The 26,485-nt window shown below is 71.8% G+C and carries 22 protein-coding genes and 3 tRNA genes; 14 read left to right on the forward strand and 11 right to left on the reverse strand.

What is annotated here, in order from left to right; all coding sequences use genetic code 11:
* Nucleotides 1–122: 122 nt before the first annotated feature.
* A complete protein-coding gene (locus tag ACWC0C_RS13660; RefSeq protein ID WP_450863926.1) occupies nucleotides 123–1,421 on the reverse strand; it encodes a serine/threonine-protein kinase in 1,299 nt (432 codons plus the stop codon).
* Between the two features lie 113 nt (nucleotides 1,422–1,534).
* Here ACWC0C_RS13660 and ACWC0C_RS13665 point away from each other — a divergent pair, with 113 nt between their 5' ends.
* Nucleotides 1,535–2,569, forward strand: coding sequence for a DUF6215 domain-containing protein (locus tag ACWC0C_RS13665; RefSeq protein WP_450863927.1), 1,035 nt, complete (start codon nucleotides 1,535–1,537; stop codon nucleotides 2,567–2,569).
* Between the two features lie 209 nt (nucleotides 2,570–2,778).
* Here the strand turns inward: ACWC0C_RS13665 and ACWC0C_RS13670 are convergent.
* The 3 genes from ACWC0C_RS13670 to ACWC0C_RS13680 all read right to left on the reverse strand — a co-directional run bounded on the left by ACWC0C_RS13670 (nucleotide 2,779) and on the right by ACWC0C_RS13680 (nucleotide 3,183).
* Nucleotides 2,779–2,855: transfer RNA gene (locus ACWC0C_RS13670), tRNA-Ile, on the reverse strand.
* A 176-nt stretch (nucleotides 2,856–3,031) separates the two neighbouring features.
* Nucleotides 3,032–3,104, reverse strand: a tRNA-Asn gene (locus tag ACWC0C_RS13675).
* 6 nt (nucleotides 3,105–3,110) lie between these two features.
* A tRNA-Asn gene (locus tag ACWC0C_RS13680) sits at nucleotides 3,111–3,183 on the reverse strand.
* A gap of 158 nt (nucleotides 3,184–3,341) precedes the next feature.
* On the opposite strand from ACWC0C_RS13680, the gene ACWC0C_RS13685 reads away from it, so the two are divergent.
* The 4 genes from ACWC0C_RS13685 to ACWC0C_RS13700 all read left to right on the forward strand — a co-directional run bounded on the left by ACWC0C_RS13685 (nucleotide 3,342) and on the right by ACWC0C_RS13700 (nucleotide 8,943).
* A complete protein-coding gene (locus tag ACWC0C_RS13685) occupies nucleotides 3,342–3,647 on the forward strand; it encodes a YtxH domain-containing protein (RefSeq protein WP_449197970.1) in 306 nt (101 codons plus the stop codon).
* A 62-nt stretch (nucleotides 3,648–3,709) separates the two neighbouring features.
* Complete coding sequence (locus ACWC0C_RS13690) at nucleotides 3,710–5,149, forward strand: FGGY family carbohydrate kinase (RefSeq protein ID WP_450863928.1); 1,440 nt, start codon at nucleotides 3,710–3,712, stop codon at nucleotides 5,147–5,149.
* Nucleotides 5,150–5,281: 132 nt separating this feature from the next.
* The gene (locus ACWC0C_RS13695) at nucleotides 5,282–7,015 is read left to right on the forward strand and encodes an ABC transporter ATP-binding protein (protein ID WP_450863930.1); all 1,734 of its coding nucleotides are present in this window, start codon (nucleotides 5,282–5,284) and stop codon (nucleotides 7,013–7,015) included.
* On the forward strand, nucleotides 7,015–8,943 hold the full coding sequence (locus ACWC0C_RS13700) for an ABC transporter ATP-binding protein (RefSeq protein WP_450863932.1): 1,929 nt from the start codon (nucleotides 7,015–7,017) through the stop codon (nucleotides 8,941–8,943). The genes ACWC0C_RS13695 and ACWC0C_RS13700 overlap by 1 nt, the downstream gene beginning before the upstream one ends.
* A gap of 39 nt (nucleotides 8,944–8,982) precedes the next feature.
* On the opposite strand, the gene ACWC0C_RS13705 is transcribed toward ACWC0C_RS13700, so the two are convergent.
* Nucleotides 8,983–10,230 carry an RNA polymerase sigma factor gene (locus tag ACWC0C_RS13705; RefSeq protein WP_450863934.1) on the reverse strand — a complete coding sequence of 416 codons (1,248 nt, stop codon included), beginning with the start codon at nucleotides 10,228–10,230 and terminating at the stop codon, nucleotides 8,983–8,985.
* Nucleotides 10,231–10,367: 137 nt separating this feature from the next.
* Between ACWC0C_RS13705 and ACWC0C_RS13710 the strand changes: the two genes are divergently transcribed.
* Both ACWC0C_RS13710 and ACWC0C_RS13715 read left to right on the forward strand, forming a co-directional pair.
* Nucleotides 10,368–11,018, forward strand: a complete 651-nt coding sequence (locus ACWC0C_RS13710; protein WP_450863936.1) for a hypothetical protein — start codon at nucleotides 10,368–10,370, stop codon at nucleotides 11,016–11,018.
* The gene (locus ACWC0C_RS13715; RefSeq protein WP_450863938.1) at nucleotides 11,015–11,644 is read left to right on the forward strand and encodes a nucleotidyl transferase AbiEii/AbiGii toxin family protein; all 630 of its coding nucleotides are present in this window, start codon (nucleotides 11,015–11,017) and stop codon (nucleotides 11,642–11,644) included. The genes ACWC0C_RS13710 and ACWC0C_RS13715 overlap by 4 nt, the downstream gene beginning before the upstream one ends.
* Here ACWC0C_RS13715 and dnaG read toward each other — a convergent pair.
* The 4 genes from dnaG to ACWC0C_RS13735 form a co-directional block, all read right to left on the reverse strand.
* Nucleotides 11,641–13,539 (reverse strand): DNA primase, encoded by a 1,899-nt coding sequence (gene dnaG / locus ACWC0C_RS13720; RefSeq protein WP_450863939.1) that lies wholly within the window; start codon nucleotides 13,537–13,539, stop codon nucleotides 11,641–11,643. The genes ACWC0C_RS13715 and dnaG overlap by 4 nt on opposite strands.
* A 38-nt stretch (nucleotides 13,540–13,577) precedes the next feature.
* Nucleotides 13,578–14,843 carry an NAD(P)/FAD-dependent oxidoreductase gene (locus ACWC0C_RS13725; RefSeq protein WP_450863941.1) on the reverse strand — a complete coding sequence of 422 codons (1,266 nt, stop codon included), beginning with the start codon at nucleotides 14,841–14,843 and terminating at the stop codon, nucleotides 13,578–13,580.
* Nucleotides 14,844–14,947: 104 nt separating this feature from the next.
* Entirely contained in the window at nucleotides 14,948–16,219 is a 1,272-nt protein-coding gene (locus ACWC0C_RS13730) for a deoxyguanosinetriphosphate triphosphohydrolase (protein WP_450863943.1), read from the reverse strand.
* A gap of 55 nt (nucleotides 16,220–16,274) precedes the next feature.
* Nucleotides 16,275–17,129, reverse strand: coding sequence for a sirohydrochlorin chelatase (locus tag ACWC0C_RS13735; protein WP_450863944.1), 855 nt, complete (start codon nucleotides 17,127–17,129; stop codon nucleotides 16,275–16,277).
* A 175-nt stretch (nucleotides 17,130–17,304) separates the two neighbouring features.
* Between ACWC0C_RS13735 and ACWC0C_RS13740 the strand changes: the two genes are divergently transcribed.
* The 3 genes from ACWC0C_RS13740 to ACWC0C_RS13750 all read left to right on the forward strand — a co-directional run bounded on the left by ACWC0C_RS13740 (nucleotide 17,305) and on the right by ACWC0C_RS13750 (nucleotide 21,313).
* Nucleotides 17,305–17,982: a SanA/YdcF family protein gene (locus ACWC0C_RS13740; protein ID WP_450863946.1), complete on the forward strand. Its 678-nt coding sequence runs from the start codon at nucleotides 17,305–17,307 to the stop codon at nucleotides 17,980–17,982.
* Nucleotides 17,983–18,124: 142 nt separating this feature from the next.
* Nucleotides 18,125–20,398, forward strand: a complete 2,274-nt coding sequence (locus ACWC0C_RS13745; RefSeq protein WP_450863948.1) for a molybdopterin oxidoreductase family protein — start codon at nucleotides 18,125–18,127, stop codon at nucleotides 20,396–20,398.
* An 84-nt stretch (nucleotides 20,399–20,482) separates the two neighbouring features.
* Nucleotides 20,483–21,313, forward strand: coding sequence for an arylamine N-acetyltransferase family protein (locus ACWC0C_RS13750; protein WP_450863950.1), 831 nt, complete (start codon nucleotides 20,483–20,485; stop codon nucleotides 21,311–21,313).
* 1 nt (nucleotide 21,314) lies between these two features.
* Here ACWC0C_RS13750 and ACWC0C_RS13755 read toward each other — a convergent pair whose 3' ends face one another.
* Complete coding sequence (locus ACWC0C_RS13755) at nucleotides 21,315–21,758, reverse strand: gamma-glutamylcyclotransferase family protein (protein ID WP_449197985.1); 444 nt, start codon at nucleotides 21,756–21,758, stop codon at nucleotides 21,315–21,317.
* A gap of 139 nt (nucleotides 21,759–21,897) precedes the next feature.
* Here ACWC0C_RS13755 and ACWC0C_RS13760 point away from each other — a divergent pair, with 139 nt between their 5' ends.
* From ACWC0C_RS13760 to ACWC0C_RS13770, 3 genes are all read left to right on the forward strand, one after another.
* Nucleotides 21,898–23,550, forward strand: coding sequence for a M4 family metallopeptidase (locus tag ACWC0C_RS13760; RefSeq protein ID WP_450863952.1), 1,653 nt, complete (start codon nucleotides 21,898–21,900; stop codon nucleotides 23,548–23,550).
* Nucleotides 23,551–23,858: 308 nt separating this feature from the next.
* Complete coding sequence (locus ACWC0C_RS13765) at nucleotides 23,859–24,365, forward strand: hypothetical protein (protein WP_449197987.1); 507 nt, start codon at nucleotides 23,859–23,861, stop codon at nucleotides 24,363–24,365.
* 143 nt (nucleotides 24,366–24,508) lie between these two features.
* The gene (locus ACWC0C_RS13770) at nucleotides 24,509–25,165 is read left to right on the forward strand and encodes a class F sortase (RefSeq protein WP_450863954.1); all 657 of its coding nucleotides are present in this window, start codon (nucleotides 24,509–24,511) and stop codon (nucleotides 25,163–25,165) included.
* Here ACWC0C_RS13770 and ACWC0C_RS13775 read toward each other — a convergent pair.
* Entirely contained in the window at nucleotides 25,149–25,502 is a 354-nt protein-coding gene (locus ACWC0C_RS13775) for a winged helix-turn-helix transcriptional regulator (protein WP_449197989.1), read from the reverse strand. The two genes, ACWC0C_RS13770 and ACWC0C_RS13775, sit on opposite strands and share 17 nt — an antisense overlap.
* A gap of 99 nt (nucleotides 25,503–25,601) precedes the next feature.
* Here ACWC0C_RS13775 and ACWC0C_RS13780 point away from each other — a divergent pair, with 99 nt between their 5' ends.
* Nucleotides 25,602–26,480, forward strand: coding sequence for an NAD(P)-dependent oxidoreductase (locus ACWC0C_RS13780; RefSeq protein WP_450863956.1), 879 nt, complete (start codon nucleotides 25,602–25,604; stop codon nucleotides 26,478–26,480).
* Nucleotides 26,481–26,485: the final 5 nt, after the last annotated feature.

The following is a 26,485-nucleotide window of genomic DNA, read 5'->3' on the forward strand; positions in this document are numbered from 1 at the left end:
GCCGATACGGCCCGGCGGTGGATGCCGGTAGGGGGTGGGTGCCCAGGACGCGGACGGTTCAAGCATGTACGGGTCAAGTACGGGGTCATATACCGCTGTCGGCGAACAGGGTGGCCGCGACGCTACCGGGCCGTGTAGCGGCCGAGCACGTGGTCGAGCCGGGCCAGCCACTCGCCGATCCGGGCCGACCGGCGGGCGTTCAGCTCGCAGTCGTACACACCGCCGTCCCACAGCCGCACGGTCACCGTGAGGTGGTGGCCCCGCCGGGTGCGTCCGATGTGCGCGATCTCCGCCCACTCGAAGTCGGCCGCGGCGCCCGCCACTTGGAGGACGACCCCGGTGGCGTTCACGATGACCCGGGCCTCCCCGTCGTTGAGTTCGACCTCCGGGAGGGCGTACGGGACCGGCGGGCCGAACCCCTGGACGACCTGCGGCGGGGGCGTCGCCGGGTACGGCGGGAACGGGACCGGGGCCGGGGCCGAGGGGGTGTGCGGGGGCTGGAGCGGGGTGGCCGGCTGCGGGGGCGGCGCGGTCGGCGCCGGGGTGTACGGCGCCTCCGCCGGGACCGGTGCCGGTGCCGGTGCCGATGCCGATGCCGATGCCGATGCCGATGCCGATGCCGATGCCGGTGCCGATGCCGGTGCCGGTGCCGCGTCGGTCAGCAGGTCCAGCAGCTCGGTGGGGGTCGGCCGGGCCGCCGGGTCCTTCGCCAGACAGCGCGCGACCAGGCCGGCGAGCGGGGCGGGTACGGCGGCCAGGTTCGGCGGTTCGTGCACGGACCGGTACATCAGCCCCATCGGCGTGCCCTCGCCCCAGGCGCTGCCGCCCGCCGCCGCGACCAGCACCGCGCCCAGCGCGAATACGTCGGCGGCGCCGCTCACATCGTGGCCGAGGGCCTGTTCGGGCGCGAGGAAGCCGGGTGTGCCGAAGGCGGTGCCGGTGGCGGTGAGCCGGGTGGACTCGACGGCGCGGGCGATGCCGAAGTCCAGGACGCGCGGTCCGTCGGCGGCCATGATGATGTTGCCGGGCTTGAGGTCGCGGTGCACCAGACCGCAGGAGTGGATGGACTCCAGCGCCTCGGCGAGCGCGGCAGCCAGCGCCCGCAGCCGGGGCTCGTCCAGCGCGCCCTCGGTGGCGAGCCGCGCCGCGAGGGTCGGTCCGGGTATGTAGGCCGTGGCCAGCCAGAGCGGGTCGCCGTCGAGGTCCGCGTCCACGACCGGTGCCGTGTGGAAGCCGCCGACCGCCCGGGCGGCCTCGGCCTCGCTGCGGAACCGCTCACGGAAGACCGGGTCGGCGGCCAGCTCGGCCTTGGCGACCTTCACCGCGACGGCCCGCCCGCCCCGCGTCCGCGCGAGATACACGGTGCCCATGCCACCCTCGCCGAGCCGGCGCTCGACCAGGTATCCCCCGATGCGTTCCATGCGAACAGTATGGCCGCCACCTGGAGCGGCCCGGCATCGGAGTCGAACACCAGGACCACGGAACTATGGCTTCCACCACAGCATGATCGGTCTGGTCCTGGTGAGATCACCGGATGCTCGGTTTCCTCCTCCGATTCCTGCCGTTCTGGGTCCGCGAGCCCCTGCTCATCGTGATCGGGTCCGTCCTCGGCGTCCGCATCCTGTACCTCGCCGTCCGCGACCACGAACCGGTGCTGGCCGGTCTCGGCGTGGTGTTCCTCGTGTTCACCGCGATACGCGTCTACACGGTGGTCCGGGCGCTGCGCGCACGCCGGAACCCGGACACCCCGGCTCCCGCGCCCGCAGTCGGGCCGTTGACCGATGCGGCCGGGTCAGTGACCGATGCGGCCGGGCCGTTGACCGATGCGGCCGGACCGGCCCGGGCCCAGGCGGCGGCCGTGCCGGGTCCGGGCCCGGCCGCCCCGGAGAAGGAGCCCAACGCGTGGGGCCAGGCCCTCGCGGCCGTGGCCGTGTTCGGGGCTGTCGGGGCCGCGTTGTGGGTGGCCCCGCACGTGCTGCCGTCCAACGACAACACGCCGAAACCCGCCTCGTGTTCGGCCCAGGAACACGAGGAACTGCCCAAGCCATACAAGACAAGACCCCAGGCCGTGACCGGCGACGAGCTGTGCACGGCACTCAACCGCCCCGATCTCGCCCGGCTCCTCGGAACGCCGGAAGAGACCGCGATCACGGCTTCCGGCAGCAGCGGCACCGCCGCCCTGACCGATGGGAAGGTCGCCGAGCCGGAGGCCGAGGTCCTGTTCGACACGTACACCGTGAATCTGTCGGCCACCTACAACGAGCTGTCGATAGCCCAGTACGTGAAGCTGAAGAAGATCGGGAACGAGCAGAACATCGTGACGCGCACGGTTCTCGGCCGGCCCGCGGTCTTCTCCTCGGATCACACCATGAAGCTGAGGATCAGCGGCGGACCCGTCGAGGAAGGCCCCCTGGCCCGGACGCTGTCCGTGGCCCTCGGCAAGGAGGACCGGGGCGGCTACTACGACATCACCGTGTGGAGCACGTCCGGAGCCCTCCCCGACGACAGTGCCCTGATCGACATCGCCGAGAAGGTCCTCCCGACGATCCCCGAACGCAGCGCGCGCTGACCGGACTGTCGGTCACCGACCGCTGGTCCGCCGTCGCCGCCGACCGGGCCGCGTCGAAGGCGCCCTCCGCGCGCTCCAGTTAAGCGCGATCCGGCGCCGGCGGGGCACCGGATCTTGAACTGAACGGATGAACGGGGGGCACCGCCCTGGAGCGGCGCCCCCCGTTCTCGCGTCTGTGCAGGTTAGATCGATTCTGCACCTGCGGGTGCTGGTGGGGCGGGTGGGACTCGAACCCACGGCCGACGGATTATGAGTCCGCTGCTCTAACCGGCTGAGCTACCGCCCCATAGCGGCGTGTCGCGTACAAGTGTGCGCGCCGTCTGCCGCAGCATAGCCGCTCATACGATCTCCTGCCTCGGATGGTCGGCTTCTGCGCTGCTCATGACCTTGAGGACAGCGACGCGGGCGCGGCGGTTCCCGCGGGCATGAAAAAGGACCCCCAAGGGGTCCTCGTTCAGTGCGCTCCCCCGACTGGACTCGAACCAGTAACCTGCCGGTTAACAGCCGGCTGCTCTGCCAATTGAGCTACGGAGGACCGAAGCTCCCCCGACTGGACTCGAACCAGTAACCTGCCGGTTAACAGCCGGCTGCTCTGCCAATTGAGCTACGGAGGATCGCCTCGATTGCATCGAACGTACCTACCCGGGTATTCGCCAGGGGGCGCTCGCTCGCTGCGACACATACATTAGCGCAAGCAGGGGGGTGCTCCGCCAATCGGTTCCCCCGGCGCCCACGTCGCACCGCAGACCAAGGCAAGGGAAGGGTGGCAGCCATGCGCTACCGGCTCACGTTCGTCGCCGGACTGGCCCTCGGTTACGTACTCGGCACGAGGGCCGGTCGCGAGCGCTACGAGCAGCTGAAGAAGTCCGCCCAGCGGATCGCGCAGAACCCCGCCGTCCGCAACACGGCCGAGACCGCCGCCCAGCAGGGCCGCCAGTACGCCGGCAAGGCGTTCCACACGGTCAGCGACAGGGTCGGCGACCGTGTCCCCGCGACCGTCGCCCAACGAGTGCGCTCACTCCGGGAGAGGAACGTGAACGGCACGCCGGAGGACGACTGGGGCACCAGTAACACGTAAAGGGGCTGGACCCGCACCCGAACGGCGACGAGCACCCCCACCGATGCTGCAAAATTCGGTACATGGGGATAGTCGCCGGCTTGGACAGCTCACCGGACTTCACACGCATCGTGGTCTGTGACACGGACACCGGTGCCGTCATACGGCAGGGATACGCCCCGCACCCGGTGGAGGGCCGCCCCAGCGACATAGACCCGCAGGCCTGGCTGCTCTCCCTCGGCGAGGCGGCCGGCGGCGGTCTGCTGGAGGGCGTGCAGGCCATCGGCGTGTCGGCCCAGCAGAACGCGCTGATCGCGCTGGACGCCCAGGGGAACACCGTGCGCCCCGCGCTGGTCGGCGGCGACAAGCGGGCCCAGGTCGCGGCGGCCGACCTCATCGACGCGCTCGGCGGGCGGGAGGCCTGGGCACAGGCCGTGGGGTGCGTACCCCAGGCGGCCCAGCCCGTCACCAAGCTGCGCTGGCTCGCGAAGAACGAGACCGAGAACGCCCGCAGGACGGCCGTGCTGCTCCAGGCGCACGACTGGCTGGTCTGGCAGCTGCTCGGGCGGCCCGTGCGCAGGACCACCGATCGCGGCGGCGCCTCCGGCACCGGGTACTGGTCGGCCGCGACCGGCGGCTACCGGCCCGACCTGGTCGAGCTGGCGCTCGGCCACCAGGCGATGCTGCCGGAGGTGATCGGCCCGTCGGACGCGGCCGGTACGACGCCGGAGGGGCTGCTGATCTCCGCCGGCACCGGGGAGACCATGGCCGCCGCGTTCGGGCTCGGGATCGGGCTGGGGGACGCCGTCGTGTCCCTCGGTGCCTCCGGGTCGGTGATGGCCGTGCATCCGGAGGCCCTCGCCGACCAGTCCGGGATGATCACGTCCCTCGCCGACGCCACCGGCATGCACCTGCCGGTCGTCACCACCCTGAACGCCGTACGGACCCTGCGCGGCACCGCCGAACTCCTCGGGCTGCCGGACCTGGAGAGCCTGTCCGACCTGGCGATGAAATCCACGCCGGGCGCCCACGGGCTCGTCATGCTCCCCTACCTGGAGGGTGAGCGGACGCCGAATCTGCCGCACACCGCCGGGACGATCGCCGGGCTCAGGCGCGAGTCGATGAAGCCCGAGCACCTGGCGCGGGCCGCGTTCGAGGGCATGCTCTGCGGGCTCGCCGACGCGCTGGACGTGCTGCGCGGGCGGGGCGTGGACGTGCGGCGGATCTTCCTGCTCGGCCCGGCCGCCGAGCTGCCCGCCGTACAGGCCTCGGCGCCCGCGCTCTTCGGCGCGCAGGTCGTCGTACCGCAGCCCGCGGACTACGCGGCGATCGGTGCGGCGCGGCAGGCGGCCTGGGCGCTCGGTGTGTCGCAGGGCGCACTCGATCCGCGGACCCCGCCGGTCTGGCGGGGGGCCGCGGCGCAGGTGCTGGAGCCGGGTGACGAGCTGGCCGTGGGGCAGGCGGTGCGGCAGCAGTTCGTGGCGGTTCGGGAGCAGACCCATCCGGGGGCATTTCGCCCATAACGCCGCAAACCAGCAGGGTTATCGGCGCTTCACCGACGGGTTAATCGGTTGAGGTAACGCGGGTGGAGTGTCGGACGATAGGGGCCAAGGGCAACCGACCAGCCCCCACTCGCCGATTCCGAGAGACGTAGCGTGCTCATACGACTTCTGCGGACCTATCTCAGGCCCTACAAGAAACCCATAGCCCTGCTGGTGCTGCTGCAGTTCCTGCAGACCTGCGCCACCCTCTATCTGCCCACTCTGAACGCGCACATCATCGACAACGGTGTCGTGAAGGGTGACACGGATTACATCCTGTCCTTCGGCGCCCTGATGATCGGCATCTCGCTGGCGCAGGTCGTGTGCAACATCGGTGCCGTGTACTACGGCGCCCGGACCGCCTCCGCGCTCGGCCGGGACGTGCGCGGGGCCGTGTTCGACCGGGTGCAGTCCTTCTCCTCGCGTGAGGTGGGTCACTTCGGGGCGCCCTCCCTCATCACGCGTACGACGAACGACGTACAGCAGGTCCAGATGCTGGCCCTGATGACGTTCACCCTGATGGTGTCGGCGCCCATCATGTGCGTGGGCGGCATCGTGCTGGCGCTCGGCCTGGACGTGCCGCTGTCCGGGGTGCTGGTGGCGGTCGTACCCGTGCTCGGCATCTCCGTGACGCTGATCGTGCGCCGGCTGCGGCCGCTGTTCCGGTCCATGCAGGTCCGCCTCGACACGGTGAACCGGGTGCTGCGCGAGCAGATCACCGGCAACCGGGTGATCCGCGCCTTCGTCCGGGACGAGTACGAGGTGGGCCGGTTCGGAAAGGCGAACGGCGACCTGACCGAGATGCAGCTGGCCACCGGCCGGATGCTCGCGCTGATGTTCCCGATCGTCATGACCGTGGTCAACCTGTCGTCGATCGCGGTGGTGTGGTTCGGCGCCCACCGCATCAACAGCGGCGGGATGCAGATCGGCGACCTGACCGCGTTCCTCGCCTATCTGATGCAGATCGTCATGTCCGTGATGATGGCCACCTTCATGTTCATGATGGTGCCGCGCGCCGAGGTGTGCGCCGAGCGCATCGAGGAGGTCCTCGGCACCGAGTCGAGCGTGGTCCCGCCGCTCGCGCCGGTCACCGAGCTGCGCCGGCACGGGCATCTGGAGATCCGGGGCGCGGGCTTCCGCTATCCGGGGGCCGAGGAGCCGGTGCTGAAGTCCATCGACCTGGTGGCCCGGCCGGGTGAGACGACCGCCGTCATCGGCTCCACCGGCAGCGGCAAGTCGACCCTGCTCGGACTGGTCCCGCGGCTGTTCGACGCCACCGAGGGGGAGGTCCTCGTCGACGGCGTGGACGTGCAGGGGATCGACCCGAAGCTGCTGGCCGAGACGGTCGGGCTGGTGCCGCAGAAGCCGTACCTGTTCGCGGGCACCGTCGCCACGAACCTGCGCTACGGCAATCCGGACGCCACCGACGAGGAACTGTGGCACGCGCTGGAGGTGGCCCAGGCCAAGGACTTCGTGAGCAAGCTGGAGGGCGGCCTCAACGCGCCGATCGCCCAGGGCGGCACCAACGTCTCCGGCGGCCAGCGCCAGCGCCTCGCCATCGCCCGCACCCTCGTCCAGCGCCCGGAGATCTACCTCTTCGACGACTCCTTCTCCGCCCTCGACTACGCCACCGACGCGGCCCTGCGCACCGCGCTCTCCCGCGAGACCGCAGAGGCGACCGTCGTCATCGTCGCCCAGCGGGTGGCGACCATCCGGGAAGCCGACCGGATCATCGTGCTGGACGAGGGCCGGGTCGTCGGCTCCGGCCGGCACCGGGACCTGATGGCGACCAACGAGACCTACCGGGAGATCGTGCTCTCCCAGCTGACGGAAGCGGAGGCTGCCTGATGGCCGGGCCCCTGGGACGCATGATGGGTGGGGGCGGCCCCGACCAGCGCTCGATGGACTTCAAGGGGTCGGGCAAACGGCTCGTCGCCCAGTTCCGGCCGGAACGGCTCACGATCTACGGCCTGCTGCTGTGCGTGGTCGTCAGCGTGGGCCTGAGCGTCATCGGCCCGAAGATCCTCGGCAAGGCCACCGACCTGGTCTTCTCCGGCATCATCGGCCGGCAGATGCCCGCCGGGGCCACCAAGGAGCAGGTCCTCGACCAGATGCGGGCCCACGGCCGGGGCTCCATCGCGGACATGCTCAAGAGCACCGACTTCACGCCCGGCAAGGGCATCGACTTCGGTGCCGTCGGCGACGTACTGCTGCTGGCGCTCGCCACGTTCCTGGTCGCCGGTCTGCTGATGGCGGTGGCGACCAGGCTGGTCAACCGGGCCGTGAATCGCACGATGTTCCGCATGCGCGAGTCCGTGCAGGCGAAGCTGTCGCGGCTGCCGCTGTCGTACTTCGACAAGCGCCAGCGCGGCGAGGTGCTCTCCCGCGCGACCAACGACATCGACAACATCGGGCAGACGCTCCAGCAGTCGATGGGCCAGCTGATCAACTCGCTGCTGACCATCATCGGCGTGCTCGCGATGATGTTCTACGTCTCCTGGATCCTGGCGCTGGTCGCCCTGGTCACCGTGCCGCTGTCGTTCCTGGTGGCCACCCGGGTCGGCAAGCGGTCGCAGCCGCACTTCGTGCAGCAGTGGCGCTCGACCGGCAAACTGAACGCCCACGTCGAGGAGATGTACTCCGGGCACACCCTGGTGAAGGTGTTCGGCCGGCAGGAGGAGTCGGCGAAGCAGTTCGCCGAGCAGAACGAGGCGCTGTACGAGGCCGCGTTCAAGGCGCAGTTCAACAGCGGTGTCATGCAGCCGCTGATGATGTTCGTCTCGAACCTCAACTACGTCCTGGTGGCGGTCGTCGGCGGCCTGCGGGTGGCGTCCGGTTCCCTCTCCATCGGTGACGTCCAGGCCTTCATCCAGTACTCGCGGCAGTTCTCGATGCCGCTGACGCAGGTCGCGTCGATGGCGAACCTGGTGCAGTCCGGTGTCGCCTCGGCCGAGCGGATCTTCGAACTCCTGGACGCGGAGGAGCAGGAGGCGGATCCGGTGCCGGGCGAGCGGCCGGCGGAGCTGCGCGGCCGGGTCGGGCTGGAGCAGGTGTCCTTCCGGTACGACCCCGACAAGCCGCTGATCGAGGACCTGTCGCTGACCGTCGAGCCCGGTCACACGGTGGCGATCGTCGGCCCGACGGGTGCGGGCAAGACCACGCTGGTCAACCTGCTGATGCGGTTCTACGACGTGTCGGGGGGCCGGATCACCCTGGACGGGGTCGACGTCCGGAAGATGTCCCGCGACGAACTGCGGTCCGGGATCGGCATGGTGCTGCAGGACACCTGGCTGTTCGGCGGCACGATCGCGGAGAACATCGCGTACGGGGCGTCGCGGGAGGTCACCCGCGGGGAGATCGAGGAGGCCGCGCGGGCCGCGCACGCCGACCGGTTCATCCGTACGCTGCCCGACGGGTACGACACCGTGATCGACGACGAGGGCACGGGCGTCAGCGCCGGTGAGAAGCAGCTCATCACCATCGCGCGGGCTTTCCTGTCCGACCCGACGATCCTGGTCCTCGACGAGGCGACGAGTTCGGTCGACACCCGCACGGAGGTCCTGATCCAGAAGGCGATGGCCAAGCTGGCGCACGGCCGTACGTCCTTCGTCATCGCGCACCGGCTGTCGACCATCCGGGACGCCGACACGATCCTGGTGATGGAGAACGGATCGATCGTCGAACAGGGCGCGCACGCGGACCTGCTGGAGGCCGACGGGGCGTACGCCCGGTTGTACAAGGCCCAGTTCGCGCAGGCCGTGGCCGAGGTGGACTAGGCGGAGGGGGGTCGCCCGCGGGCGGCCCCCTTCGGTCTTTCAGTCCAGGTAGCCCCTCAGTTGATCCGCGAAGGCGTGATCCCGCAGCTTGTTCAGCGTCTTGGACTCGATCTGCCGTATCCGTTCCCGGGTCACCCCGAACAGCCGGCCTATCTCCTCCAGCGTGCGGGGCCGGCCGTCGATGAGGCCGTAGCGCAGCTGGACGACCTTGCGCTCGCGCTCGCCCAGCGTGGACAGGACGGCCTCCAGATGCTGCCTGAGCAGGAGGAACGCGGCGGACTCGACGGGACTCGCCGCGTCGCCGTCCTCGATCAGGTCACCGAGGGCCACGTCGTCCTCCTCGCCGACCGGGGCGTGCAGCGAGACCGGCTCCTGGGCGAGACGCAGCACTTCGCAGACCCGCTCGGGCGGCAGATCGAGGTGCGCGGCGACCTCCTCGGGCGTCGGCTCGTACCCCCGCTCCTGCAACATGCGCCGCTGCACCCGCACGACCCGGTTGATCAGCTCGACCACGTGCACCGGGACCCGGATGGTGCGGGCCTGGTCGGCCAGGGCGCGGGACATGGCCTGGCGGATCCACCAGGTGGCGTACGTCGAGAACTTGTAGCCGCGGGCGTAGTCGAACTTCTCCACCGCCCGGATCAGCCCGAGGTTGCCCTCCTGGACCAGGTCGAGCATGGTCAGGCCGCGGCCGACGTACCGCTTGGCGACCGACACGACGAGCCGCAGGTTGGCCTCGATCAGCCGGCGTTTGGCCATCCGGCCCATGACCACGAGGCGGTCCAGATCGAGCGCCAACCGCTCGTCCAGTCCGGGGGTGCGGCCCAGTTTCTCCTCGGCGAACAGTCCGGCCTCGACACGGCGGGCGAGTTCGACCTCCTCGGCGGCGGTGAGCAGCGGGATACGGCCGATCTCGCGCAGGTACTGGCGGAACAGGTCGGCGGAGGGACCGCTGGTCTCGGCCCGGGCCGCGACCGGTGGCTCCACGGGTTCGGCGGCCTCCAGCGGCTCGTCGGCCTCCTCGGGCTCGCCCGCGAGCGCTTCCGCCGGTGGTTCCGTCGGCTCGGCGGGCACCGCCTCCGGATGGCGGGCGGCAGGGCCCTGCGGGGGCACGGCCACGAGGACGTCCGACTCCTCGTCCGGCTCATCCGCGGTGGTGCGGGTGGCGCTGTCGGTCTGGGTGAGGGTCTGGGTCTGCACGGGGGCGACCTCCAGGATGATCGCTGCCGTCCGGCTGCGGCAGCGGTACTTCGGAAGCGCAGAGTCGACGGCCAGGGACTCGGGCACCGCCCCCAGTGTGGAGTACGACACATCCCCGCCACGAGGGGCTTGCGGTGACTTTTTGCGTCCGGTTCGTGACCGCACGGTGAGCAGCGCGGGCAAACCGGGCGCCGTGTCCGGCCTTGATCTGGGAGGATCCCCGGGTGTCCGGACTCCTGTACGAAACCCATGTCACCGTCCGCTGCGCCGACCCCGCCGAGACGGAGCGGCTGCGCGGCTGGGCGGAGGCGGCCGGGCTGAAGCTGACGCACATCGTGCTGGCCCGGGGCCGGATGCGGGAGCAGCCGATGCTGACCCTGGCAGGTTCGGCGTCGTACGCCGAGCAGTCGGCGCGGGCGGACGCGACGGTGGCGGCGCTGCGGTCGGCCGGTTTCGCGCCGGTCCGGGTGAAGACCGAGTCGGTGCCGTGGGCGCCGGAGGTGCCGGACGGGCCGTGCGGGGGCGGGCGGTCCGACGGGCGGTCCGGCGGACAGTATTTCGAGCACCACGTGAAGCTGCTGCTAGGCGCGGATACCGGCCTCGACGCGCTGGCCGCGCGGGTCGTCCCGCACGGCGCGCACCTGTCGTGGAACGCGCGCCGGGTGCGCCGGGGCGGACGGCACGAGCGGTTCGTGACGCAGCGCTGCCGGGGCGCCCGCGACGCGGAGGCCGCGGCGGCTCTGCGGCGGCTGCTCGCGGAGCTGGACGGGCTCGAAGTGCTGTCCGTGGAGCGGGAGTTCGTGCTGTACGACAGCGACGAGTCGGTGGACGACGGGTGGATCGAGGAGCCGATGGTCCAGGGGGTGCGGGGATGAGCGGGACGCGGCGGGAACGGCCGACCGAGGATGTGCCCCGGACCCTGACCTGGATACCCGGCGACGACGTGACCCAGCGGCCCGTGTTCGAACCGGCCCTCAAGCAGTACCAGAACGCCTACCGCGCCACCGACCCCGTCTTCACCGACCCGGCACGCGGCGGGGACTGGCGCACGGCGCGCCGGCGGGCACTGCACCTCGTCCTGGCCGCGATCGCCGGCTCGCAGTGGTCCGAGTCGCTGGTCCTGCGCGGCAGCCTGCTGATGTCGCTGTGGTTCGGGGAGGCGGCCCGCGAGCCCGGCGACCTGGACTTCGTCGTCGTACCGGCGGACCGGGGAATCGACGAGCCGCGCACGGACCGGATGATCCGGGGGATCGCGCAGGCCGCGCAGGCCCAGGGGGGCGACATCCGCTTCTCGGCGCGGGACGCGGTCGTGGAGGACATCTGGACCTACGAGCGGGCCCCCGGCCGCCGCATGGTCCTGACGGACGTCGTAGCGGCGGCCCGGCACGTCGAGTGGGAGCACTTCGTCACTGAGTACCCCCAATTCACCGACCGCGGCCGCGAGTTCGCGGACCGCCTGGTCCACGCGGTCACCCCGGCCTTCCCACCCGAGGCCCGCTAGAGCGCCTCCGCCCCCCGCTCCCGCAGTGCCTGGTCGTACTGCTGGAGGACCCACATCTCGTTCTGTACGGCGGCCAGCTGGGTGGGGTCGCCGCCGGTGGCCAGGCGGGTCAGCTGGGACTGGATGTCGTGGATGCGGCGCTCCACGGCGCGGCGGCGGATCTGGACCAGGACCGTGCCGGCGTAGGTCTCGTCCACCGTGCGGCGCAGGATCGGTTCGACCGCCAGCTCGGTGACCATCGCGCGGACGGTGTCGTCCGGTGCGGCCTCGCGGACCCGGACCAGATACTCCTGCGCGTCGGACACGCCGTACTCGGCGCCGCCCGCCTCCGCGATCGCCTGGCGTACGGCGGCGTACGGCGGCGCGGTGAACTCGTCCACGCCGTAGGCGTCGAAGGCCGGGGAGACCAGTTCGGGGCGCTGGAGGGCGAGTTTGAGCAGCTCGCGCTCGGCGGCGTAGACGGGGTTGCGCAGAGTGAGGGCCGGGCCGCCGGTCGCGGGGCGAGGGGCGGCATCGTAGTCCGGCATACGGCTTCGCGGCGGTGCGGCGGCCTGCCCGCCGTGTCCGTTCCTGCGCACCAGGTAGCCGACGCGATCCACGACGAATTCCTGATCCAGGATGCCTACCAGGCCCGCCAGCTGCACCGCGACCTCGCGCCGGACACTGCGGTCCTTGATCTTGGCCACGACCGGCGCGGCCTCGTCCAGTGCGGCCGCCCGTCCGCCCGGCGTGTCCAGGTCGTAGCGGCTCACGATCTGCCGGAGTGCGAACTCGAAGAGGGGGGTGCGGGGTTCGGTCAGGTCCGCCACCGACTCGTCGCCCTTCGCCAGGCGCAGCTCGCACGGGTCCATGCCGTCCGGTGCGATGGCGATGTAGGTCTCGGCGGCGAACTTCTGGTCGTCCTCGAAGGCGCGCAGGGCCGCCTTCTGACCGGCCGCGTCGCCGTCGAAGGTGAAGATCACGCGGGCCGAGCCGTTGTCCATCAACAGCCGGCGCAGGATCTTGATGTGGTCGCCGCCGAAGGCCGTGCCACAGGTCGCGATGGCGGTCGTGACGCCTGCGAGGTGGCAGGCCATGACGTCCGTGTACCCCTCGACGACGACCGCCCGGCTGGTCTTGGCGATGTTCTGCTTGGCCAGGTCGATGCCGTAGAGGACCTGGGACTTCTTGTAGATCGCCGTCTCGGGGGTGTTGAGGTACTTGGGGCCGTTGTCCGCCTCGTAGAGCTTCCTCGCGCCGAAGCCGACGACCTCGCCGCCGATGTCCCGGATGGGCCACATCAGCCGCCCGCGGAAGCGGTCGATGGGACCCCGGCGGCCCTCCTGGGCGAGGCCGGAGAGGATGAGTTCCTTGTCGCTGAAGCCCTTGCCGCGCAGATAGCGGGTGAGGTGGTCCCAGCCCTGGGGGCTGTAGCCGACGCCGAAGTGGACGGCGGCGGCCTGGTCGAAGCCGCGCTCGGCGAGGAAGATCCGGCCGGTGTCGGCCTCGGCGCTGGTGGCGAGCTGCTCCGCGTACCACTGCGCGGCGATCTTGTGTGCCTCGACCAGACGGATGCGCTCGCCGCGCTGGTGGGCCGGGTTGTACCCGCCCTCCTCGTACCGCAGCGTGATGCCGGCCTGTGCGGCCAGCCGCTCCACCGCCTCCGAGAAGGAGAGGTGGTCCACCTTCATCACGAAGGTGATGGTGTCGCCGCCCTCCTGGCAGCCGAAGCAGTGGAAGAGTCCCTTGCTCGGGCTGACCTGGAAGGACGGCGACTTCTCGTCGTGGAACGGGCACAGGCCCTTCAGATTGCCGCCGCCCGCGCCCCGCAGCTGGAGGTACTCGGAGACCACGGCGTCGATCGGGACCGCGTCCCGTACCGCCTTCACGTCCTCGTCGTTGATCCGTCCTGCCACGAGGTGATTCTACGGGGCAGGACCGACAGCCTCGGGGCTCAGGAAGCCAGGCTGTCCAGAGGCACGTGCGGGTCGGCCAGGGCCTCCGTGTCGACATGGGTCTTGGAACGGATCAGTTTCTGGATCTGCTCTGTGACATCCCACACGTTCACGTTCATCCCGGCCAGCACGCGCCCCTCCTTCAGCCAGAACGCGATGAACTCCCGCTTCCCGGCGTCCCCGCGGATCACCACCTCGTCGTACGACCCGGCCGGCGCCCACCCGCTGTACTCCATGCCCAGGTCGTACTGGTCGGTGAAGAAGTAGGGCAGCCGGTCGTAGGTCACGTCCTGGCCGAGCATCGAGCGCGCGGCGGCCGGTCCGCCGTTCAGCCCGTTGGCCCAGTGCTCCACCCGGACCCTGGTCCCGAAGAGATCGAGCGGGAAGTTCGCCACGTCACCGGCCGCGTAGATGTCGGGGTCGGACGTCCGCAGCCGCTCGTCGACCACGACGCCGCCGCCGTACGCCCGCTCGGCGATCTCCAGGCCCGCCGCCTCCGCGAGACCGACGCGGGGGGCGGCGCCGATCGCGGCGAGGACGTCGTGCGCCGGGTGCTCCTCCCCGTCGTCGGTGCGGGCCGCGAGGACCATGCCGTCCTGGCCGATGATCTCGGTGAGCTCCCGCCCGAAGTGGAAGCGGACGCCGTGCTCGCGGTGCAGCTCCGCGAAGATGCCGCCCAGCTCGGGGCCGAGGACACCGTGCAGCGGGGTCGGCCCGTGCTCGATCACGGTGACCTCCGCGCCGTACTCGCGGGCCGCCGCCGCGACCTCCAGGCCGATCCAGCCGGCGCCCGCGATCACGAGGTGCCCGTTGTCCCGGCCGAGGGCGGTGAGGACGCCCTTGAGACGCTCGGCGTGCGCGAGGCGGCGCAGGTGGTGCACGCCCGCCAGGTCCGTGCCCGGGATGTCCAGGCGGCGGGGCTCGGCACCGGTGACGAGCAGCAGCTTGTCGTAGCGGACGAGGGTGCCGTCGTCGCCGAAGCGGACCGTCTTCGCCGTACGGTCGATGCGGTCGACGGTCTGGCCGAGGTGCAGCTCGATGTCGTTCTGCGCGTACCAGGCGGGCTCGTGCACGAAGACGCTGTCGCGCTCCTCCTTGCCGAGCAGATAGCCCTTGGACAGCGGCGGGCGCTCGTAGGGGTGGTCACGCTCGTCGCTGATCAGTATCACCCGGCCGGTGAAGCCCTCCGCCCGGAGCGTCTCGGCCGCCTTGGCGCCGGCGAGACCGCCTCCGACGATGACGAATGTCTGATCCGCGTCGACCACTTGATGCCTCCTCGTAAGGGTGCCGCCATATGCGAGCGTCCCGCACCCGGCGTCCGGCGGGAAGAGGGAGTGACCCGTTCAGGCCACTGCGGGTCACGTTCCTCTCACATATGCCCCGTCAGTCTGGCGTGCAGGGAGAGCGCCGAGGCGTCCGTGAGGGAGGCGATCTGGTCGACGATCACTCGCTTGCGCGCGTGGTCGTCGCCTGCCCCGTCGAAGAGGGTCCGAAACTGCGGATCCAGCCCATCCGGTGCGCGCGCGGTCAGCGCCTCGGCCAGTTCGGCGACGATCACCCGCTGGTCCGCGCGCAGCCGCTCCTGCTCGGCACGCTGCATCACATACCGGTCCGCGACCGCCTTGAGCACCGCGCACTCCATCCGGGCCTCGCGGGGTACGACCAGCTCGGCGCCGTAGCGGGTGAGCCGGCCGGTGCCGTACGCGGTGCGCGTGGCGCCCTCGGCGGCCAGGCAGAACCGGCCGATGAGCTGGCTGGTGGCGTCCTTCAGGCGAGCCTGGGCGACCGCCGTGCCGTCGTAGCCGTGCGGCCACCACTCCTCGTCCTGGAGCCGGTCGAGGGCGGCCGAGAGTTCGGCCGGGTCGGTGCCGGCGGGGACGTACCGGCCGATGGCGACGTCGAACACCGCCTGCCGTTCGGGCTCGGCGTGCAGGCAGTTGGGGTCGATGTGACCGGCGTGCAGGCCGTCCTCGACGTCGTGCACCGAGTACGCCACGTCGTCCGACCAGTCCATGACCTGGGCCTCGAAGCAGGTGCGGGTGCCGGGGGCGTGCGCCCTGACCCAGTCGAAGACCGGGCGGTCGTCCTCGTAGACGCCGAACTTCCGTGACGCCGGGGCGGTGGGGTGGGCGCCGCGCGCCCAGGGGTACTTGGTGGCGGCGTCGAGGGTGGCGCGGGTGAGGTTGAGGCCGACGGATCCCTCCGGGGTGAACCGTTTGGGCTCGATGCGGGTGAGGAGCCTGAGGGACTGGGCGTTGCCCTCGAAGCCGCCGCAGTCGTCCGCGAAGGCGTTCAGCGCCTGTTCGCCGTTGTGCCCGAAGGGCGGGTGGCCGAGGTCGTGGGCGAGACAGGCGGCTTCGACCAGGTCGGGGTCACAGCCGAGGGCCGCGCCGAGCTCTCGGCCCACCTGGGCGCACTCCAGGGAGTGGGTGAGCCGAGTTCTGGGACTGGCGTCCCATGCGCTGGCGCTGCGCTCGCCCGGTGTGACGACCTGGGTCTTGCCCGCGAGTCTTCTGAGGGCGGCGGAGTGGAGGATGCGGGCGCGGTCGCGTTGGAAGGCGGTGCGGCCGGGGCGTTTGTCGGGTTCGGGGGCGTAGCGTTCCAGTGCGGCCGGGGTGTAGCTGAGTGCGGTGCCTTCCATGGATCGACATTAAGCCCCCGCGTCCGCCGAGTTCTGCATGCGGCCCCGCGTCCCTTCAGGCAGCTTCCGCCCGATGTGTTGTCACGCTCTCCTCGTAGCGCTGCAAGATCAAGCGGGCCATCGCCGGGTGGGCTCCCAGTGGGGCCGAGGCTATCCAGGGGGCCTGGTCGGCGCACTGCGTCGCGAAACGCCCCGGCGCCGTGAAGTACGACGCGATCGCCACCCGGTGCCGGCCCTTCGCCGCCAATGCGCGCAGCGCCGTCGGCACCGTGGGGCTCGCCGCCGAGGCGTATGCCGGGACGACGGGGACGCCCAGCCGGTCCGCGAGCAGGCGGGCCGTGCGGCGGGTGTCGGTGGCCGAGTCGGGGTCGCGGGAGCCGGCGGCGGCGAGGACGACCCCGCTCGCGCGGCGGGTCGGCCCGTCCATGGCCGTCGGCCAGCCGGCCTCCAGCAGGCGGTCGTAGAGGGTCTCCACGAGGAGCGGGTGCGGGCCGAGCGGGGCGGCCACGCCGGTACGGGCCGCCGCCGTGGCCGCCATGCCGGGGATGTCCTGTTTGACGTGGTAGCCACGGGAGAGGAGCAGCGGGACCAGGACGGCGGGGGTGTCACCGAGGGCGGCGAGGGTGTCCGGGAGCAGGGGCTCGTTCAGCTCGATGTGGCCCAGGTGGACGGGGAGGCCGGGGCGCAGTTCGCGTACCCGGTCCGCCAGGGCTCGCACGGTCTCGAGCGCGCGCGGGTCGCGGCTGCCGTGGGCGACCAGGACGAGGGCGGGCGCGGCCGGGCGGCGGCCGCCGAGCGGGGAGATCAGCCGGAGCTGTCCGGCCAGCTCGGTGCCGATGCTGTTCATGAGGTGCGCCGTGCTGTCGAGGGGGAGGCGGGACTCGGGGTGGGAAGGGTGCGACGCCGTCATGGAAGGATCCTGACGGGGTCACATTGCGTCGCCGTTGCCGGGCCGTCACGAGCGTTTTCCGCTGGTTCACGTCGCACTGGTGCGCGATGTGAGGCGAACCGGATCGGCGCCGGTGACGTCCTTCATGGTCGAAAGCGATTCAGGGGGCCGGATGCTCCGGGTTCTGGGGGGCCGTATGAAGATCCGTCGACCGCGGCTGCCGCGCACCCGTCAGGGGCAGCGGCGGCTGGTGCAGGCCGTGATGGCCGGGTGTGTGCTGGCGCTGCTGCCGGTGACCTGGCTGTACGTGTCCACGGCAGACCGGCTGCGGACGACGGCCGATGCCCCGCGGGCACAGGTCGCCGTGGTCTTCGGGGCCGGGCTGTGGAACGGGGAGCCGTCGCCGTATCTCGCGAACCGGCTGGACGCGGCGGCGAAGCTGTACCGGGCGGGCCGGGTCGAGGTCGTCCTGGTCACCGGGGACAACAGCCGCAAGGACTACGACGAGCCCGACGCCATGCGCGCCTACCTGAAGAAGCACGGGGTGCCGGAGCGGCGGATCGTCAGCGACTACGCCGGGTTCGACACCTGGGACTCCTGTGTGCGGGCCAAGAAGATCTTCGGGGTGGACCGGGCCGTGCTGATCAGCCAGGGTTTCCACATCCGGCGGGCGGTGGCGCTGTGCGAGGCGGCGGGGGTGGACTCGTACGGCGTCGGGGTCGACGCCAAGCACGACGTGACCTGGTACTACGGCGGGACGCGCGAGGTGTTCGCGGCGGGCAAGGCGGTGCTGGACGCGGTGTTCCATCCGGATCCGACGTTCCTCGGGCCGAAGGAGCCGGGAGTGGAGCGGGCGCTGGCCGCCGGACGGTGACGCCGGCGCCGGCCGCCCGGCGGTGACCGGCGCCGCACAGCGGGTGCCCTCACGGCGGGCGGGGCGGCGTGGGGAGGTCGCCGTGCCGGGCGTGTAACCGGAAGCGGTCGGGGCCGTAACACGCCCGACGCACGCTGGCGGCATGGAACCGATCGCCTCGACGCCCACCCACTGCCCGTACTGCGCCCTGCAGTGCGGGATGAACGTCACGCCCCTGCCGCAGGGGGGCGTCGAGGTGACCGAGCGGACGGACTTCCCGGTGAACCGGGGCGCGCTGTGCGGCAAGGGCCGTACGGCGGCCGAGGTGCTCTCGCCCGCGGTCCGGCTGACCTCGCCGCTGGTGCGGTCGGGCGGCCGGCTGGTCGAGGCGGGCTGGGCCGAGGCGCTGGACCGGATCGCCGAGCGGCTGGGGAGCACACGGGACGCGTACGGTGCCGATGCGCTGGGCGTGTTCGGCGGGGGCGGGCTCACCAACGAGAAGGCGTACACGCTAGGCAAGTTCGCGCGGGTGGTGCTGGGCACCTCGCAGATCGACTACAACGGCCGGTTCTGCATGTCGTCGGCCGCGGCGGCGGGCACGAAGGCGTTCGGTCTCGACCGGGGCCTCCCCTTCCCCCTGGAGGACATACCGAAGAGCGGGTGCGTGATCCTCGTCGGGTCGAATCTCGCCGAGACCATGCCGCCCTCCCTGCGCTTCTTCACCGAACTGCGGGAGAACGGCGGCACGTTGATCGTCGTCGACCCGCGCCGGACCAGGACGGCCGAGCAGGCGGACCTGCACCTGGCCCCCCGCCCCGGCACCGATCTCGCCCTCGCGCTGGGCCTGTTGCACCTGGTGGTGGCCGAGGGCCGGACGGACGAGGAGTACATCCGGGAGCGCACGACGGGCTGGGAGGAGGCGCGGGCGGCGGCGATGGCGTACTGGCCGGAGTACGTGGAGCGGATCACGGGGGTGTCCGTTCCCCAGCTCCGGGAGACCGTGCGGCTGTTCTGCGAGCCCGAGTCGGCGATGGTGCTCACCGCGCGCGGTCCTGAGCAGCAGTCCAAGGGGACGGACACGGTGGGCGCGTGGATCAACCTGTGCCTGGCGACCGGCCGGGCGGGCCGCCCGCTGTCCGGGTACGGCTGTCTGACGGGGCAGGGCAACGGGCAGGGCGGCCGCGAACACGGCCAGAAGGCCGACCAGTTGCCCGGCTACCGCAAGCTGGACGACCCGGCGGCGCGGGCGCACGTGGCCGGGGTGTGGGGCGTGGACCCGGATGCGCTCCCCGGGCCCGGACGCAGCGCGTACGAACTCCTCGACGCCCTCGGCACGGACATCCGGGCCCTGCTGCTGATGGGCTCCAACCCGGTGGTGTCGGCGCCCCGCGCGGCGCACATCGAGGAGCGCATCAAGTCCCTCGACTTCCTGGCCGTCTGCGATGTGGTGCTGTCGGAGACGGCCGAACTGGCGGACGTCGTCCTGCCGGTCACCCAGTGGGCGGAGGAGTCGGGCACGACGACCAGCCTGGAGGGCAGGGTGCTGCTGCGCCGCCAGGCGATCACCCCACCCCCCGGGGTCCGCAGCGACCTGCACGTCCTGCACGAGCTGTCCGCCCGCCTCGGCATCGAGAAGGGCTTCCCGACCGACCCGGAGGAGGTCTTCGACGAACTCCGCCGCGCGAGCGCGGGCGGCCCGGCGGACTACTCCGGGATCACCTACCGGCGCCTGGCAGAGGAGAACGGCGTGTTCTGGCCGTGCCCGGAGGGTGCCGGGGAACCGGAGGGCCTGGGCGGCGGCACGGCCACCCCGGCGATCGGGCCGGAGCGACCGGCCGGCCCGGACACCCCGGCGGACCACCCGGCGGACGCGGCGCACCCAGCCGCGCCGGCACACGCCGCACGCCCGGCAGACCCGGCACGCCCCGCATCGCCCCCTGCCGGCCCGTCACGCCCCGCCGCCGCCCCCGTCGTACACCCCGGCACCCCCCGACTCTTCCTGGACCGCTTCGCCACGGAGGACGGCCGCGCCCGGTTCGCCGCCGTGACGTATCGGGGGACGGCGGAGGAACCGGACGCCGAATACCCGCTGCTGCTGACCACCGGCCGGGTGGTCGCGCAGTACCAGTCGGGCGCCCAGACCCGGCGGGTGGCCGAGCTGAACGCCGCCGCGCCCGGCCCCTTCGTGGAACTGCACCCCCGGCTCGCGGCCCGGATCGGCGCCGCCGAGGGGGATCCGGTGACCGTGACCTCCCGCCGGGGCCGGGCGACCGCCCCCGCCCGGATCACCTCTGCCATCCGCCCGGACACCGTCTTCATGCCGTTCCACTGGCCGGGAGAGGGCCGCGCCAACACCCTCACCAACCCGGCGCTCGACCCGACGTCCCGGATGCCGGAGTTCAAGTCGTGTGCGGTGCGGGTGGAGGCGGGAATTTGACGACAGGGCCTAGGACGACCGGAGTAGTGCGGTTCGGTCCATGGGGGTGCGGCGGGGTGGGCCGGGGTCGCGTAGGTTCGAGTCATGTCCGACACCGAACAGTTCGACCTCGACGTCTATCTGGACCGCATCGGATGGCAGGGCGGCCGGCAGCCAGGCCTGGAGACGCTGCGGGGCGTACACCTCGCGCACGCGCTGTCGCTGCCCTTCGAGAACCTGGACCCGGTCTCCGGCCGGGCCCCGTCGCTCGCCCCGGCCGATCTGCTGGCCAAGATGATCCACGGCCGGCGCGGCGGCTACTGCTACGAGCACAACACGCTGCTCAGGCTGGCGCTGGAGGCGCTGGGGTTCCGGGTGACGCCGCTGGCCGCGCGGGTGGTGCTGGGCGCCGAGACGCCCGAGAGCCGGCCGCGGACCCACGCGATGCTGCGGGTCGCCGTGCCGGGCGAACCGCGGCCGTATCTCGCGGACGTCGGCTTCGGCGCGGGTGGTGCGCTGCTGCTGCCGGTGCCGCTGGTCACCGGCGAGGAGTTCGAGGGCGCGGGACGCCGGCACCGGCTGGGGTTCCTGCCGCACGAGGGCCCGCTGGAGCTGTGGGAACTGCAGGCGTACGACCCGGGGGCCGGGGAGTGGGCCGGTCAGTACGCCTTCACGCTGGAGCCGTTCGCCGCGCCGGACTTCGAGGTCTTCAACTGGTACGTCGGCACCAGCCCGCGCTCCCCGTTCACCCGGCGCCCCTATCTCCAGCGGACCACCGCCGAACGTCATCTGTCGCTGGATGGCGACCGGTTGACCGAGACCCGCACCGACGGCACGGTGACCGAGCGCAAGCTGACGGACGAGGCGGAGGCGCGGCGCGTGGTGGAGGAGGAGTTCGGGATCACCGTGCCCGAGGGCCTCACCCTGCTCCGCTGACTCAGCGCCGGGACAGCCAGTCGCCGTCCTCGATCAGGTTCCCCTCGGCCCGCAGGGCGGCGGCGATACGGGGAGCGGCCAGATAGACCCAGGCGCGGACGGGGGTGCCGTCGGTGGTGCGGACGGCGTCGCGGGCGACGCGTTCGTAGAGGTTGCGCGGGTCGCCCGGGACGTACTCCTCCAAGTGGTCCAGGGCGGCGAGCAGTTCGCCGTACGACTCCGGCCGGGCGGTGACCAGTTCGCCCCGGATCTCGCCGCCCGGCCGCTCCACGGCGTAGGGGTAGCCGGGGCCGTCGTACAGCGCGGCGTCCCGCAGGCGGGCCGGTTCCTCCGACGCGGTGCGGCCCCGCAGGAACAGATCGTGGTTGGCCTCGCCGGGGCGCAAGGTGCCGTAGACGAAGAAGGGCAGCGGGTTCTCGGGCTGCTCGGGCTCCGAAGCGATCACGGAAACGATTCTGTACCCCCTTCGGCTTCTCACACATCTCCATGAAGGGTCTATGGACATGACATGTCATGGCCCCTTAAATCTCTGTGGACATCAGCGCCGCCCCCACGCCTGTCCGGGCGCTTCCCCGAGGAGACAGATGAGCCGGATACGCCAGCACGTGCGAGGATCCCGTCGTCTCACCACCACCGCCGGCGTCGCCGTCACCACCGCGACCCTGCTGACCATGGCCCTCTCCCCCGCCGCCCACGCCGACCCGAGACCGACCCGGGCCACCGCGATCGAGAACGCGGCCTCGGCGCTCCTGGCCCACGCCACGAGCCTGGGCCTGACCTCCGCCGAGAACACCAGCGTCCGCGACGTGATCGTGGACAAGGACGGCACCCAGCACGTCCGCTACGACCGCACCTACCACGGGCTGCCCGTGCTCGGCGGCGACTTCGTGGTCCACCTGGCCCCCGACGGTGCATACCGCAGCGCCAACCGGGCCACCCGCAGCACGATATCCCTGGCCTCGGTCCTCCCGAAGATCTCGGCCCCCAAGGCCGCCGACCTCGCCGTGAACGCCCTGCGCGCGGTCAACCTCGGCAACACGCTGAGGCAGGTCAAGGCCAAGCCCGAGCTGATCGTCGACGCCCTGCACGGCGCCCCGAGGCTCGCCTGGCGCACCAACGCGGCCGGACTGGACTCGCTCGGCAACCCGGTCGCCCGGACCGTGCTGACCGACGCCCGCACCGGCCGCCAGATCGACGCCTGGGACAGCATCGAGACCGCCGCCGGCGACGGCAAGTCGCTCTACAGCGGGACGGTGCCGCTGGAGACGACCCAGTCGGGATCGTCGTACCAGCTCAAGGACCCCACGCGCGGCAACACCTTCACCGGTGACGCCGAGGGCAAGACCGACCTGTGCTTCTTCGGCATCTGCTTCAGCCGGGCCCCCGCGGACCTGTTCACGGACGCCGACAACCACTGGGGCAGCGGCACCACCTCCGACCGTGCCTCGGCCGCCGTGGACGCCCAGTACGGCACCAACGAGACCTGGGACTACTACAAGAACGTCCAGGGACGCAGCGGCATCGCCGGCGACGGCAAGGGCTCGTACAACCGCGTCCACTACGGCAGCAACTACAACAACGCCTTCTGGGACGACAGTTGCTTCTGCATGACGTACGGCGACGGTGACGGGACCACCTTCGGCCCGCTGGTCGCCCTCGACGTGGCCGGGCACGAGATGACCCACGGGGTGACGTCGAAGACGGCCGCGCTGACCTACTCCGGCGAGTCCGGCGGGCTCAACGAGGCCACCTCGGACATCCTCGGCACGATGGTGGAGTGGTACGCGAACAACTCCTCCGACCCCGGTGACTACCTCATCGGCGAGAAGATCGTGAAGCCCGGCTTCGGCAAGGCCGCCCTGCGCTTCATGGACAAGCCGTCGAAGGACGGCAGCTCGGCCGACTACTGGAGCAGTTCGGTCGGCAACCTCGACGTCCACTACTCCTCCGGCGTCGCCAACCACTTCGCCTATCTGCTGGCGGAAGGCAGCGGCCCGAAGACCATCAACGGCGTCAGCTACGACTCGCCGACGTACAACGGCTCCACGGTCACCGGCATCGGCCGGGACAAGGTCGGCAAGATCTGGTACCGGGCGCTGACGGTCTACATGACCTCCTCGACGAACTACGCCGGGGCCCGTACGGCGACCCTGAACGCCGCCAAGGACCTGTACGGCGCGGGCAGCACGGAGTACAACGCGGTGGCGGCGGCCTGGAGCGCCGTCAACGTGAACTGAGCCCCTCCGCAGCATGACGAAGGCCCCGGGTTTCCCGGGGCCTTTGCCATGAACATTCCGACCGGCACTCCGTCACCCGTTCAACGGCGGGCGTCGCTCCATTCGTGTTCTCTTCCCACGGTCGTCTCGTCGACCTTTCCGCACCCCTGTGACCTGCCGTTACCCGGCGGCGGCTAGGCCGCGCGGGGGCCGGCCGCGACACCCGTTCACCGCAGTTCTGACGGTCCCTCAGCAAGCGGACCCGGGCGAAAGCCAGTTACCTCGGTAGGGCAGGGCACACACCAGTCGGACAAGCTCTGGGGAGCACCATGCGACGCACCGCCCGTCTGCTGACCGGTACCGCGCTCGCCGTGGCAGCCGCGGCACCCGCCCACGCCGGCACCGGCAGCCTGGACGTGTACCCCTCCACCGTGGCGCCCGGCGGCCAGGTCACGGTGAACACCGCCGCGTGCGGGGACAAGGGCTCGGCGACCGGGGACGCGAGCGCGGTCGGCGCCGGCACCTTCACGCTGGCCCCCACCTCGCACGAGGGCGAGGCGATCGGCCAGTTCCAGGTGCCGTCGAGCGCACAGCAGGGGACGTACGAGATCATCGCCAAGTGTGCCGAGGGGGACCGGCAGGTGACCGGCGACCTGGTGGTGGCGGTGAGCGCGGCGCACGAACAGGTGCAGCCGCGGGGCAGCATGAAGACGGGGGTCGGCGGCCCATTCGGCTCCGACCCCGTGCAGACCGCGGCAGGCGTGGCGGCACTGGCCGTCGCCGCCGCGGGCGGTACCTGGCTCCTGCATCGCCGGGCGAGAGGCGACGGGATCTGACGGACACCCTCCGCTGTCCGTCCACCGGTACCGCACGTCCCACCCCCTCCGGGTCCGATGCCCCTCGCGGCCCGGAGGGGGAGGGGGTCACCAGGGGGCCCGCCTCCGGAAGTCCCGGGGTCCGCCTCCAGAGAGAGGTTCGTATGCGCAAGGCCGCCAGGAGCGCCGCGAGGTCGCGGCGCGACCGGCTCGGCGACACCACGATAGCCGCGGTCACCGTCGTGGCCCTCGGTGCCGGGGTGTGGCTGCTCGGCGACGGCACCGGGACGCCCACGCCCCCGCAGCCGGCCGCCGCCGAGGGCCACCCCGACCCGGGCGGCGAGCGGCTCACGGCCCACGCCCTCGTCCCGTCCGTGCCCACCCGCATCCGCATCCCCGCGATCGGGGTGAACGCCCCGCTGATGGGCCTGGCCCTCACCCGCTCCGGCAGCCTGGACGTGCCGCCCGCGCAGAACAAGAACCTGGCCGGCTGGTACGAGGCCGGCACCATACCCGGCGAGACGGGCACCGCGATCGTCGCCGGCCATGTCGACAACGCCGAGGGACCCGCCGTCTTCTACGACCTCGGCGCGCTGAAGCGGGGCGCCCGCATCGAGGTGGACCGCCGGGACGGCTCCGTGGCGGTGTTCACCGTGGACGCGGTGGAGGCGTACGCGGCGAACAACTTCCCCGACGCGAAGGTGTACGGGGCGGCTTCCCGCCCCGAGTTGCGCGTCATCACCTGCGGTGGGGGCTATTCGAGGGGCAGCGGGTACCAGGGGAACGTGGTGGTGTTCGCGCACCTCACGGGGGGCCGCTAGGGAGCCGCCCCGCCCCGAGCACATGCTCCCTCCCCCACTCCCCCAGCGGTGCCAGCGCCTCGTTCAGCAGGGCGCCCCGCTCGGTCAACGAGTACTCGACGCGCGGCGGCACCTCGTCGTACTCCTCCCGGTGCACGATCCCGTCGGCCTCCAGCTCGCGCAGCTGCGCGGCGAGGACCTTCTCCGACACGCCGGGCAGGGCTCTGCGCAACTCGCCGAAGCGGTGGGGGCGTTCGTGCAGGGCCCACAGGACGAGCCCCTTCCACTTGCCGCCGATGACGTCCATCGCCGCGTCGACCCCGCAGACGTACGCCCCGGGCCGTCGTCCGACCGCCATGCCCTCCCCCTTCGCGACCTGCACCCTTTCTTCCGGGTAACCACCCACTTCCAAGTAGGTACTTACGCCGGGCGGTCCCCACCGGAAACCCTAGCCGTCATGACCGACAACACATCCCTGACCCTGCTCGGCACCGGCGCGATGGGGACCGCACTGGGCCGGGCCTGGCTGGCCGCCGGGCACCCCCTGACCGTCTGGAACCGCACCCCCGAACGCACCGCCGCCCTGACCACCGGGGGCGCGGTGGCCGTGGGGAGCGCGGCGGAGGCGGTGGCCGCGAACCGGCTCGTCGTCGTCTGCCTGCTGGACGACGCCTCCGTGGGCAGCGCCCTGGCGGAGGCCGACCTGACCGGCCGGGACCTCGTGAACCTCACCACCGGCACCCCCGCCGACGCCCGCACCCGGGCCGCCTGGGCAAAGGAGCGCGGCGCGCGCCTGCTGGACGGCGGGATCATGGCCGTACCGCCGATGATCGGCACATCCGGCGCCTATGTCTTCTACAGCGGCCACCGGGAGCTGTTCGAGGAGCACCGGGACACGCTCGCCGTCCCGGCCGGCACCCGGTACGTCGGCGCCGATCCCGGCCTCGCGGCGCTGCACGACGTGGCCCTGCTGAGCGCCATGTACGGCATGTTCGCCGGCATCACCCATGCCTTCGCGCTGGTGCGCGGGGCGGACGTGGCGCCCGGGGAGTTCGCGGACGTGCTCGTGTCCTGGCTGGACGCGATGGCCGGCATGGCTCACGGCACGGCCGAGCGGCTGGCGAGCGGCGACTACGAGAAGGGGGTCGTTTCCAACCTGGCCATGCAGGTCTCGGGCGCCGGAACCCTGCTGCGCACGGCCGAGGAGCAGGGCGTGAGCACGGAGCTGCTCACCCCGTTCCTGGACCTGATGGCCCGCCGCCTCGCGGACGGCCATGGCGGGGAGGACACAGCGGGCCTGGTGGACCTGCTGCACCACCGGGCCCTGTCCGCCTAGGATCC

Source organism: Streptomyces sp. NPDC001709 (assembly GCF_053596375.1).